The 12,307-nt window shown below is 52.9% G+C and carries 10 protein-coding genes; 6 read left to right on the top strand and 4 right to left on the bottom strand.

Annotated elements, in window-relative coordinates:
* Nucleotides 1-64: 64 nt before the first annotated feature.
* The 3 genes from GQY55_RS08045 to tdh all read left to right on the top strand — a co-directional run bounded on the left by GQY55_RS08045 (nt 65) and on the right by tdh (nt 4,045).
* Entirely contained in the window at nt 65-1,636 is a 1,572-nt protein-coding gene (locus tag GQY55_RS08045; RefSeq protein WP_160039992.1) for a right-handed parallel beta-helix repeat-containing protein, read from the top strand.
* A 104-nt stretch (nt 1,637-1,740) separates the two neighbouring features.
* Nucleotides 1,741-2,925, top strand: coding sequence for an acyltransferase family protein (locus GQY55_RS08040; protein WP_160039991.1), 1,185 nt, complete (start codon nt 1,741-1,743; stop codon nt 2,923-2,925).
* Nucleotides 2,926-2,944: 19 nt separating this feature from the next.
* A complete protein-coding gene (tdh, locus tag GQY55_RS08035) occupies nt 2,945-4,045 on the top strand; it encodes an L-threonine 3-dehydrogenase (RefSeq protein WP_160039990.1) in 1,101 nt (366 codons plus the stop codon).
* A 75-nt stretch (nt 4,046-4,120) separates the two neighbouring features.
* Here the strand turns inward: tdh and GQY55_RS08030 are convergent, their stop codons facing one another.
* The 4 genes from GQY55_RS08030 to GQY55_RS08015 all read right to left on the bottom strand — a co-directional run bounded on the left by GQY55_RS08030 (nt 4,121) and on the right by GQY55_RS08015 (nt 7,758).
* Nucleotides 4,121-5,125: an ABC transporter ATP-binding protein gene (locus tag GQY55_RS08030; protein ID WP_160040758.1), complete on the bottom strand. Its 1,005-nt coding sequence runs from the start codon at nt 5,123-5,125 to the stop codon at nt 4,121-4,123.
* An 87-nt stretch (nt 5,126-5,212) separates the two neighbouring features.
* Nucleotides 5,213-6,013: an ABC transporter permease gene (locus GQY55_RS08025; protein WP_160039989.1), complete on the bottom strand. Its 801-nt coding sequence runs from the start codon at nt 6,011-6,013 to the stop codon at nt 5,213-5,215.
* The gene (locus tag GQY55_RS08020) at nt 6,010-6,786 is read right to left on the bottom strand and encodes an ABC transporter permease (protein WP_160039988.1); all 777 of its coding nucleotides are present in this window, start codon (nt 6,784-6,786) and stop codon (nt 6,010-6,012) included. Before GQY55_RS08020 ends, GQY55_RS08025 begins: the two co-directional genes overlap by 4 nt.
* Before the next feature lie 144 nt (nt 6,787-6,930).
* On the bottom strand, nt 6,931-7,758 hold the full coding sequence (locus GQY55_RS08015) for a hypothetical protein (RefSeq protein WP_160039987.1): 828 nt from the start codon (nt 7,756-7,758) through the stop codon (nt 6,931-6,933).
* Between the two features lie 376 nt (nt 7,759-8,134).
* On the opposite strand from GQY55_RS08015, the gene rhaD reads away from it, so the two are divergent.
* The 3 genes from rhaD (at nt 8,135) to GQY55_RS08000 (ending at nt 12,207) form a co-directional block, all read left to right on the top strand.
* Nucleotides 8,135-8,941 (top strand): rhamnulose-1-phosphate aldolase, encoded by an 807-nt coding sequence (gene rhaD / locus GQY55_RS08010; protein ID WP_160040756.1) that lies wholly within the window; start codon nt 8,135-8,137, stop codon nt 8,939-8,941.
* Between the two features lie 280 nt (nt 8,942-9,221).
* Nucleotides 9,222-10,481 carry an MFS transporter gene (locus GQY55_RS08005; protein ID WP_160039986.1) on the top strand — a complete coding sequence of 420 codons (1,260 nt, stop codon included), beginning with the start codon at nt 9,222-9,224 and terminating at the stop codon, nt 10,479-10,481.
* A 301-nt stretch (nt 10,482-10,782) separates the two neighbouring features.
* Nucleotides 10,783-12,207, top strand: a complete 1,425-nt coding sequence (locus GQY55_RS08000; RefSeq protein ID WP_160039984.1) for an NAD-dependent succinate-semialdehyde dehydrogenase — start codon at nt 10,783-10,785, stop codon at nt 12,205-12,207.
* Nucleotides 12,208-12,307 lie beyond the last annotated feature (100 nt).

Below are 12,307 nucleotides of genomic sequence, written 5' to 3'. Positions count from 1 at the left end.
GATTGAATATCTTGAATATGATATTGGACATCCCAACGGGTGATGTGACAAGGAGGTTGCAAACATGAAACGGCTTGTTGATCGTTTAACGAATGTATTGAAAGATACGATTAGGCGGTTTGGATCACAACAGCAGGCGCACACAAGGGGGACGGGGGGAACAGGTCCCATCACTACGTCCTTATTGGCCGACAAAGCAGTCACGAATCCCAAAATTGCCGATAATGCGGTAAATACCCGAACATTAGCCAGCTTATCCGTTACAAACGATAAAATCGCCGATCAGTCTATTCTTCTCAGCAAATTAAACGTGCCCTGGCTGAGTGTAGCCGGCAATAACAACTTCAAGGATGCATTAAATAAAGTCACGTCAGCCGGAGGCGGAGTTTTGGTGTTGCCGAAGGGCAATTACAGCATCAGCGACAATGTGACCGTAAACGAAAACGTCACCCTCCACTTCATGAACGGGGCGGTGCTCGTGATCGATTCGGGAAAGACGCTGACGATTAGTGGGAGCATCGAAGCCGGACTGTACCAAATTTTCGACGGGGCGGGCGCCGTGAACGGCAATATGAAGGTCGGACAGGTATATGCCCAATGGTTCGGAGCCAAAGCGGACGGCGTGAATGACGATACCAACGCCGTTGAAAAAGCGCTTCAGTTTCTGGATCGAAGAAAAGGAGGTTTGTTGTTCCTTTCCGCCGGAACGTATCTATTGCGGAATCTTTACCTTAGGTCTTTGGTGACGGTGCTGGGGACCGGCAACGGTACGATATTAAAGCTGAAGAACGGCACAAACGGAAATTTGGTCAGCCTGAAAGATAATTCCGTGATGCAGTTTCGGATCAGCAACCTGTTGATCGACGGAAACAAAAGCAATAACGTTTCTGGAAGCGGGATATATATAAACAAAACATCTTATGTTTATTCCGATGTTGTGAAGCAAGGGAACTACAGCGACATGAATTCCAGCATTGAGGATGTTTTCATTTTCGAATGCGCCGATCACGGGATTTATATTGACCGAACGGATACCAGCGATAATTTCATCAATATCCGGGGCATTTATTGCAACAATGTCCAGGTGATCAGCTGCGGTAAAACAGGAATCAAGCTGAATCAAAACACGGATGGACGGTTTTGCAATATCATCAGCACGGGAAACGGTTACAGCGGTTTTGAAATCCAAGGATGCGCCAACAATTATTATTTGAACTGCAAAACCTTTTACAACGGGTTTAACTCCCCGACGAACAACTACGGAGGTTTTGTCATTACCAACAGCGGCCGGAGCTCCTTTGTGGGATGCGAAGCGCAGGAGGAATACAAATACGGTTTTTATGTAAGCGGCGGTAACATGCTTGTTTTCTCGGCTTGCTACGGCGACTCGAACGGGCAGCAGAATTCAACCTACTCGGGATTTTATTTCAAAAATAATCAGCTTTCCAATTTGATCGGATGCACAGGCACTTCGTTTCATACGCCCAGTTGGCAGTATACCGGGTTCACTTTTGAAGACTGCAGCGCCATAACGGCCATTCTTTCCGTCAATAATCAGCTGAGCAGATCCAACTATATTTTGAAAGGAACAAATACGAAGATGAAATTAACGGTCAACGGCGAGGTCGTTCTTTAACAAATTCAATAGAAAATTGAATACCGATTGGAACTTCGGTCAAATCTTCCCGGATAAGAACGAAGTTTTTTTGTTGTGAGATTCTATGAAAACGGGGGCTTAAAATGAATGCCGTCAATTTGGAAGCAAGCACGAAAAAAGGCGATTTACCTGCTCTGACGGGTGTACGTGCGTTCGCTGCATTATGGGTGGTGCTTTTTCATTTCTCGGATCTGATCGTTTCGCTGGTCCCCGGACTACAATGGCTCATGCCATTTTTCGAAAAGGGGTGGCTCGGAGTCAACGTGTTTTTCGTCTTAAGCGGTTTTATTATTACGTATAACTACCAAGCCTATTTCTCCAAGTTTGACATTCACAAATACAAAAGGTTTCTCGGCTTGCGTTTGGCCAGAATATATCCCGTGTATATATTTTCCTTGCTGTTAATGGTTTTGATGTTCGCCGCGGCGTCGGTTTTGCACGTGGAGCTCAACAAGCAGGGCGATTACTCGCTTGCAGGTTTTATCGCATACATATTCATGGTTCAGGGATGGGCGGACTCCGGATGGTATCCATGGAACGGGCCGGCATGGTCCGTCAGCGCGGAATGGTTTGCATACATGGGGTTTCCATTGGTCCTACTTTTGGTCAATAAAATGAAAACCATCACGCAAGTGATTGCGGCTATGGGCGTCGTTTTTATCATCGGATTCGGTCTGTCGGAAACACGGGTTTTGCAAGTGTTGACGTCTTATGATTTCGAAAATATTGTAAATGTAATCACTTGTTTTGCCGCAGGTTCGTTGGCCTATGCCATATTTCAGAACGACGGGTGGAGAAGGGGGAAGTGGAATGTAATCTGCCCGATTCTTTTGGTGTTTTTCGTGGGTACGGCCGTGTTCTTTTCGTCGTTAACCTCTTTTTCAACGTTGTTTGTTCCCTTTTTGATTCTTGGTCTGGCTTATGGAAAAAATATCATCAGCAAATGTCTTGCTTCTCCGGTCATCGTATACCTCGGAAAAATTTCCTATTCCGTATACCTTTTGCACATGATCGTAAAATTCTTTGTCCTTGGCGCCGTAATGAAGTATTTTTCGCATGGATCATTGCCGATCCGAATGCTGCTTTTATTCTTAACCTTTGCTTTAGTGATTGTTTCCGCATCCATTACCTATCATGTTGTAGAGGAACCATTGCGCAAGAAAATGCGAGATTTGCTTCATCGCAAGACAGGCAAAAAAATGCGTGACGTTGCTGTGGGTTCTTCAGTGCCTTCCAAATATGTTGATTTGTTTGATAAAAAAAATTGAATATAAGGGGTTATTATCCATGCCAAAAACAATGACCGGCCTCGTGAAAGAGCGCAGCGCTCCAGGGGCCGTATATAAAAACATTCCCGTTCCCGCCATCGGTCCGGACGAGGTGCTCGTGAAGGTCAAGGCGAGCTCGATTTGCGGCACGGATGTACATATTTACAATTGGGATGCGTGGGCGCAAAAGTCGGTTGTCACCGGAAACGTATTCGGCCATGAATTTGCCGGCATCGTCGTCGAAACAGGCGGGCAGGTAAAAGATGCGAGGATCGGAGACCATGTGTCCGCCGAAGGCCATATGGTTTGCGGAACATGCAAGGCATGCCGCACCGGCCGCGCGCATGTGTGCCGCCATACCCGCAGCTTCGGCATTACCGCGCCGGGATGTTTTGCGGAGTATGCGGTCGTCAAAGCGGACAGCATCATTCATAATGATCCGGAGATGCCCTTTGAGCTGGCTTGTTTGCAGGACCCTTTGGGCAATGCGGTACACGCGGTGCTCGCCGGCGAAATCGTCGGAAAATCGGTGCTGGTCGTCGGGGCGGGATTGATCGGGCTCATGGCCATTTCCGTCGCAAAAGCCTGCGGGGCCGGACGGATCATAGCGGCCGACGTGCATCCTTACCGCCTGCAAAAAGCACGGGAGATGGGGGCGGACGTCGTCGTCGACAGCGCCGGTTCCGATTTGGCCGAAATGGTGAACAAAGCAACGGGCGGGGAAGGCGCGGAGGTCGTGCTGGAGATGTCGGGGCATCCGCAGGGCATTCGGGACGGATTCGAGGCGGCGGCCCGTGCGGCACGCGTGTCGATGCTCGGCATTCCAAGCAGCGAGGCGGCGATGGATTGGGGGCAAGTCATTTTTAAGGGGCTCCGCGTCGAAGGGATTACCGGACGGCGCATGCACGAAACGTGGTACCAGATGAAGGGACTTTTGCAAAGCGGCAAGCTCGGGTTGGAGAAGCTGGTGACCCATACCTGCTCGCTTGACCGATATGAGGAAGCATTTACGCTGATGAACAGCGGTTTTTGCGGAAAAATCGTCTTTTTGAACGAACGGGCCAACCACTTTGAAGTGGTGGAGCATGCGGGCCCGCCGGTGCTTCTTCATACCCTATGACGCAGCAATAAAGACAGGGGCAGCCGTCACGAAAGGCCCTATGCTTCCGCCGTCCTGCCTCCTGTCTCTGCAACACTAATATACCCGGTGAATGATCTCCTCGAAATCGGGTTCCTCCATATGAATATCCGCAACCTCGCCCCAGCCGCCGACCGTCCGCAAAATGTCCATGGCTTTGACCTGCTGCCGGTTTGCTTCGATCAGCACTTCGCTGCCGCTTGCTTCGACGATCCGATACGAACCTTCCGTATCCAGGTTCAGCTGTATCGGCAGCCCGGAGCTGTCAGAGGCAGGCAGCCGGTAGGACCCGCGGAACACGATGCGGATGACCGTCGGAAGCCCGATTTTTTCCCGCAGATGTTCGATGGTCCCTTCGTAGCTGAGCTCCCCGTGATTGATGACCATCACCCGTTCGCAGAGCTGTTCGATGTCGTCCATATCATGGGTGGTCAGCAAAATCGTTTTGCCGAACTCGCTGTTCAGCGTTTTTAAAAATCCGCGGATGCTGCGTTTGGCCGTGACGTCCAGGCCGATGGTCGGCTCATCCAGAAAAAGCACGTCGGGATCATGCAGCATGGAGGCGGCGATATCGGCGCGCATGCGCTGTCCGAGCGACAGCTTGCGGACCGGCGTTTCCCAAAATTCACGCAGATCAAGCAGTTCCCCCAACTCGTCCAGCCGCTTTTCTTTTTCGGATGCGGACACTTTGTACATATGGGCCAAAATGTCGTACGAATCTTTGACGGGCAGGTCCCACCACAGCTGGCTGCGCTGCCCGAACACGACGCCAAGCTTTTTGGCGACCTGCCGCCTGTGCTTATGGGGATCGACTCCATTGATTTTGACCTCACCCGAAGAAGGATGGAGGATGCCTGTCAGCATTTTGATCGTCGTCGATTTGCCGGCTCCGTTCGGACCGATGTACCCGACGAAATCCCCTTTTTCGATCGTAAAGTTGATATCCTTCACCGCCTCCTTGAGACGGTATTCCTTCGTAAACAACGTGCGGAATCCGGCGAAACGGCCTTCTTTGACGACCGGCGTCCGGAATTGCTTGTGCAGACCGCATGCTTCTATCATGGCTCCCATGACCAGCTCTCCTTTTCTTTTAGAGGTCGTTCAACGATCTTCCCGGCGCTGAAAACCGACCTTTCTGAACATGCATTTTTAGCTTCCCGTGCTTTGATATCGCGAAAGTCCAAACTTCCAAAATTTCATGGCGAGGCCCAGGACGAGGGCGGCCAGCAGCGCGATGGCGCAAATCAGCCACGGGCCGTATTCCCCCCGCAAAATGAACAAGGAAGGGACAAAATTGACGAAACCGACGGGAATGGCGACAAGCAGCAGGGAGCGGAGCCAGGCAGGGTACAGCACAAGCGGGTAGCGGGCCGCCGTCTGCGAAGCGTCCTCCGTCAACGTCTGCAGCTCCTCGATCCGCGTCGTCCAAAAGCCCGCCGTCGCGGTCGCGAGCCCGATGGAGAACAGGATCACGGCGCCGATGGCGATGACAACCAAGGTATACGGAAGAGCCGTCCATGCGATCTGGCCGCTTGCGATCAAGCCGTGCATCGACCAGTACAAAATGCCGCCTCCCTGCAGCAGTTCGCCCGGCATCAAACGGACGTTTTGGCTCATCAGGGCAAGCAGAATCGGAACCGGCCGCGTCAGCAGCTGATCGAGCTCCCCTGTCGTCAAATACCTCTCCAGGTGGTGGACGTCGCTGGCGAAGGTGCGGTACAGCGTTTTGGATAACGTCATGACGGCAAACAGATACCCTACCTCATACAGCGACCAGCCTTTGACGGCGCCGAATTTGTTCAGAATGATGGCGATCATCAAAAATTCCGCGATTTGGATGATCGCGGCAAGAAGAGTGCCAAGCGCAAAATTGAACCTGTATTGCATCCGGCTTCGGATGCTTGAACGGATAAGTACGGCATAGAGTTCCAGCCAATATTTCATTGTCATCCCCCTTGCACCTCCACTTTCCGTCTGACCAGGGCCGTGACGAGCAGGCAGAGCAGCGTAAGAAGCACGCACCATGCAAACGAGCCGGCCAGGACTCCGGCATGTTCATACCCCATGTACATTCTTGTCGGGACGTACATCAGATAAGGATACGGGGACAACCAGCTGACCGTCTGCAGCCAAGACGGCAGCCATTCTACGGGGATGAGGAACCCCGCAAGCAAATTGATAAGCGCGTGGTTCACCCAGGTCAACCAGCTTGATTCCGTAGTCCAGAGGGATGTTGCGCCAATGATGTAATTGATGCAGATGGACATGTATCCGGCAGCCGCGAGGGCGATCACCGCAAACAGCAGCGCCGCCGGATGCGAGGGCAGCGAAAGTTTGAACACAAGCATGTACAGCAGGTAAATGGGGAGGGATTTATAAACGAATTGATACGCGATCTGTCCCCATTCCCTGCACATGCACATGACAAACAAATGGACAGGCCGCATTAAATCGAGCGAGATTTGGCCTGTCCTGACCGCTTGCGGTATCCCGAGTCCGTTCGTCATAAAGCCTGACACCCACAGCGATGCCTGATTAAAAGCAATGTAGCCGACCATGCCGTGCACGCCGTATTCGCCAAGCGGGTGGTCCTGTCCGATTCCGATCCAGATGCAGGCATACAGGTAGCCGAAAAGAGCGCTTGCAACGTTGTGCAGCATGTGCGCTCCGCGGTAGTGCAAATTGCGGGCGTACGCTTTGGAAGCCAAAGTGAAATAGAGCATTGAACACCTCCGATAAGTTTCGTGGCGACGTAATCCGTCAACTTCAGTCAAGGCGTAATGAGTGAGAAGGATTCCATCATACCAAAATCTGGCTGTAGGCGCAATCAAAATTTCGGAGGCCGCTTATTTCACCGGGCGGCGGGTTTACGACACGGAAGCAAGCTGGGATTTGGCGTTTTGCAGGATGCCGCCGATCTGGTTTTCAAGCGATAGAATTTTTTGTTTTTGGGCTTGGACTTGCCGAAGCTGCGACACAAGGGTATTCAGTGTATTGTAAATTTGTTTTCCGTTTCCGCCTTTGACGGATTGGGTGACGTTTCGCCACATCGGGCTGACGTTTTTGTTCAGGCTGCTGGCCGTGCTTTTTTCGGCTTTGATCCGGATGCGGAGCGGATCGGCTGCGGCCATGATCCCCCGGATTTTTTTCTGCGCGGCGGTCCGCTTCGTTTTGGCGGCGGCCAGCGCCTGCTCCTTGTTTTTTATGTCCGCTTTGGCGATTTGCACCGCGATTTTCATCGTGTCGGCCTGGGCTTTGAGCGCGGAGGAAAGCTGCTTGTTTTTGAGCTTGCTTGCGGTTTGGATCTGCTGGTTGAGCGACGTGTACATCGAAAACAAAGGTTTGTATTTGTCTTTCGCCTGCTTGGCGGCAGCTTCGAGTTTGGCGATTTTGTCCGCGTCGATCAACTTGATTTGCTTCGTCAGGTTCGATTTGATTTCTTCGTTTTTGTAATGCAGCGCATTGATCTCCTGATCGGCCTTGCGCAGCTGTTCCTGCAGGTCCGTGAACGTGCGGTACAGCGTAGACAGTTGGGCGCGGAGTCCGGCGTCCGAGGCGACGGCGCGATCAACGGCGTTTTGCTGGGACGAAGACCACTGCATCGAAGCTGCGGCTTCAGCGCTGCGGGGGTCAAATAGACACAACGAGATCGCGAGCGACAGGGCGGTAAGGGCCAATTTTACAAAGGGTTTCATCAACATTCTCCTTTACGGTAGAAGATGGGACGAGCGGCTGCGGAATGTAGGTCGTAAAATGCAAAAAAGCACCCGCAAAAAAAGGCATGGCAGCCTTTTTCTTACGAGTGCTTCAACGTAAGCCGATCATCGATAAATTTTATAATAATATAAATCGAATTCCTGAAAATGTCAATATAAACAGGGTAAAAAGACGTATAACGATTATAATCAGACATAAAAAATACAAAACCAAAGATAAATAAACATTATTATGTTTGTTTGTGTTGACTTCATGGAACCTCGAAGCGTACGATGAAGGTGAACCATACAGATCATATCAAAGGAGAGGCTTACTGTGAGCACGACAATCATAACGTCGGACCGCTGCTTTTCAATGGCGGGAATCCCGGCCGTTCGCGAAATGGCGGAGATCGCATACCAAATGTGGACACTCGGGTGGGACGAGCGCAATGGCGGGAATATCAGCCGGATTTTGGAGGAAGAAGAGATCGCCCCTTATGTAAACCTTCGCGGAACGGGCCGGACCATCGCCTTATCGTTCCCGGTGCCGGAGCTTGCCGGCAAACTGTTTCTGGTCACCGGATCGGGGAAATATTTCCGCAATATGATTTCCGATCCTGCCGCCAACCTGGGCGTGATTCGCGTAACGACCGACGGCGGGCATGTCGAAGTATTATGGGGGTTTGAAGGAAATGCGCAACCCACCAGCGAATTGGCTTCGCATTTCATGAGCCATATCGAGCGGCTGAACGCCGATCCCGGCCACCGCGTCGTCATGCATACGCATGCCACGCATGTAATCGCCATGACCTTTGTCCATGACTTGGATGAGAAAAAATTCACAAAAACGCTGTGGCAAATGTGCACCGAATGTATCGTCGTGTTTCCCGAAGGCGTCGGCATGCTGCCTTGGATGGTTCCGGGCGGAGCGGAAATCGGACGGAAAACGGCCGGCAAAATGAGGGGCCAACGCGTCGTCGTATGGCCGCATCACGGCATTTTTGCAACCGGATCGACGATCGACGAAACGTTCGGCCTGATCGAAACGGTGGAAAAGGCCGCCCGGATCTACATGCTTGCCGCCGGACACGGCATCAAACAGGCGATCGCAGACCGGGAGCTGTCGGAACTTGCCGAAGCATTCGGCGTGACGCCGGCTCCGGGGATACTTCAAGCGTGACGGGACCAAGCCGCGCAGGAAGAAGGGCCTCATTTGAGGAATTTTGAGTCCGGCTTGAGGCTTTGTTCCGCAGCGATCCATGACCTTAAAATATAACGTTTTCGGAGCGGCATTTCCACGTGAACTCGCACAAATATTTTTGTGATTTGAGGCCGTCCGTCCATATTGACTCGATTCCCTTTGCGAGTAGAATGATGATCAAAGAGAAGAAAAAACGGCCTTCGCCCCCTGCCGTTCATGCCCGAAGTTAACAAACTGGAGCCTCGAAGGAGAGTACACCATGATTTCATTTAGAACGAGACGGCAGTACCCGCGCAGGACATCGGTCCAGCGCAAAAACCTGAGGATTGCCACGATGGAAGGCGTGCCCGCGGTGATGTTCCAGACGCTGCTCGGCGGCCAATTCCTGACAGGGTATTTGCTGTATCTCGGAGCGAACTCCAGTCAACTGGGCTTCGTGCTTGCGATCACGACGTTCGTAAATATCGCCCAGCTGTTCGCGGCGTTTCTGATCCAACGGCTGCGGAGCCGGAAATGGACTTTGGTCCTGTTCGTAGCCATCCACCGGCTGTTGTGGGGAGCCACGGGATTGATCCCGTTCCTTTTTCCCAAGCCGTTATGGGTCACGGCATTTATCATTTTGTATACGCTTGCTTTTACGTTTAACACCGTCGGCGGGATTCTATGGAACTCGCTGATCAGCGATATCGTTCCGGCGCGCGTCAGGGGAAGGTATTTCGGCATCCGCAACACGATGCTGAACGCCCTCGGGACCCTTGTCATGTACGGCGGAGGAATGATCCTGGACCATGAACCCGGGGGCAGAGGGTATCTGATCCTGTACGTCATCGTCTGGATTTGCATCGCCGCCAACATCGCGATGTTTTTCTTTTATCCCGATATGCCGTTCGAGCATTCCTCGGAGCGCCGCTTTGTCCCGATGCTGAAAAAACCGCTTCAGGACGGGGCATTCATGAAAGCCACCCTTTTTTTGGGCGGGTTTCTGTTTTTGCAAAACCTGGTGGTTCCGCTGTATTCCTTCGTCATGCTCGTGCTGCTGCACATCAATCATCAAACGTTGTCGCTTTTGAACGTTGCCCAGACCGTTTTTATGATGGGAAGCTTTTACGTCTGGGGCAGCCTGAATACGCGGTACGGCAACAGGCGCCTGCTTTTTTGGACGCTGCCGGTCATCGCCCTGTCTTGTTTGCTGTGGGGGCTCTTGTCCGTGCTGCCGATGCTTGCCGTCCTGTTTGCCGCGCATATCGTCTTTGGGGTCGGAGTTGGCGGCTTTAACCAGCTGGCCTTCAATTTCATGATCGGCGATACGCCCAAAAGCGAACGTCCGATGTACATGGCGATGTACGCTGCGATTACGGGCGTGTCCGCTTTTTTCGGTCCGCTGCTCGGCGGCAACATCTCCGAAGCGATCCAGCATGGGCCCGAATGGATCCGGATTTACGGCATGCAGCTGATCGTTGGGCTCGCCATGATTGGCGTTACGATGACGTTCGGGCGGAAAATATTGCGGGCCGGCTGAGGCTGCAGAATTGAACATGATCGTTTCAGGAAAACCATCCGATCCGGGAGATAGGATGGTTTTTTTGGCGTTTTTATCCATTTTCCGGATCCGCATTGACGGCAAGACCCATAAAAGGGGTATATTTAATATGTAAGAAAGTATACATTTCAAGAACACGAGGGGGATTCATCCCAAAGAACTTCTGCCATATGCAGTCTATTTTGGGGGATGCCGATAGACGTGTTTTTAATAGGGGAACGTGATGCGTCAATCAACCCTTAAAGGGTGACACGCACGCAAAGAAAGGAGAGGCAAACGGATGTATATCCAGAAGATGTATATAAACGGTCAATGGAAAAGCTGCAAGGAGGAGATGGAGGTCCGGAATCCGGCCAACCTCGAAGTCATCGGCACGATTCCGAGAGGCGGCGCCGAAGAAGCGTCCCAAGCCGTCGATGCGGCTTTCGCCGCGCTCGGTGCCTGGTCGGCGCTGACGGCGGGCGAGCGTGCGCAACTGCTGATGAAATGGCATGCCCTGATCGAAACGCACACGCAGGAGCTCGCCGAAATCATGACGACGGAGCAGGGCAAACCGCTCAAGGAAGCGGCGGGTGAAATCGCGTATGCGAACAGCTTCGTCTCCTGGTACGCCGAGGAAGGCAAGCGGGTGTATGGACAGACCATTCCGGCGTCCGCTCCGAATAAACGGATTTGGGTGCAAAAACAGCCGGTCGGCGTTATCGCGGCGATTACGCCATGGAACTTTCCGGCGTCGATGATTACGCGCAAAGTGGCGCCGGCTTTAGCCGCGGGCTGCACGGTGGTCTTGAAGCCTTCGGAGAAAACGCCGTTTACCGCCTTGAAGCTGGCCCAGCTTGCCGAACAAGCCGGCATTCCCGCGGGCGTGCTGAACGTCGTGACCGGGGATGCGGCCCCGATAGCCGAAGCATGGCAGCGGGACGAACGCGTCCGGAAAATTTCGTTTACCGGATCGACGGCGGTCGGAAAAACGCTGATGCGCGGCGCGGCCGACACGGTGAAGAAAATTTCCTTGGAACTCGGCGGCCACGCGCCGTTTATCGTCACGGCGAATGCGGATCTGGACAAGGCGGTGAACGGATTTATCGCCTCCAAATTCCGCAACGGGGGTCAAACCTGCGTATGCACAAACCGGGTATACGTGGAGGAAGGAATCGCAGAGGAATTTGCCGCAAAGGCCGCGGAGCGCACGTCCGCCCTTAAAGTCGGCAACGGTATGGTGGAGGGCGTGGACGTCGGTCCCTTGATCAATGCGAAAGCCGTCGACAAAGTGAAACGCCAGATCGCGGACGCGAAAGCCAAAGGCGGCCGGGTCCTGGCGGGCGGGGACGCCCCGGAGGATGCGAGCGGCTATTTCATGATGCCAACGGTCATCATGGATGCCACCGACGAGATGGAGTGCATGAACGAGGAGACGTTCGGACCGCTGGCACCGATTGCGACCTTCCGCACGCTGGAGGAGGCGGTTCAACGCGCCAACCGCAGCCCTTACGGGCTGGCGGCATACGTCTTCACCGAACGGATCCGGGAAGCGATCTATGCCGCGGAAGCGCTGGAATACGGCATCGTCGGCGTCAATGACCCGCTGCCTTCGACGGCGCAGGCTCCGTTCGGCGGCTTCAAGCAAAGCGGACTCGGCCGGGAGGGCGGCCATTTCGGCATCGAGGAATATTTGGAGATCAAATATATATCGCTCGGACTTTAAACAATGGAAATTGGGCTTCGTGACGCAAGCAAATTCATGATTTCTACACATTTTAAGGATATACTGGGCGGGTAGACATGCATGATGATCCGGCAGCCTG

It is taken from the genome of Paenibacillus sp. USDA918EY (genome assembly GCF_009870825.1).
GTDB classification, from domain to species: Bacteria; Bacillota; Bacilli; order Paenibacillales; family Paenibacillaceae; genus Paenibacillus_AQ; species Paenibacillus_AQ albilobatus.
Note: the sequence above shows the minus strand (reverse complement) of the source record. Positions and strands in the feature narration are given on the sequence as shown.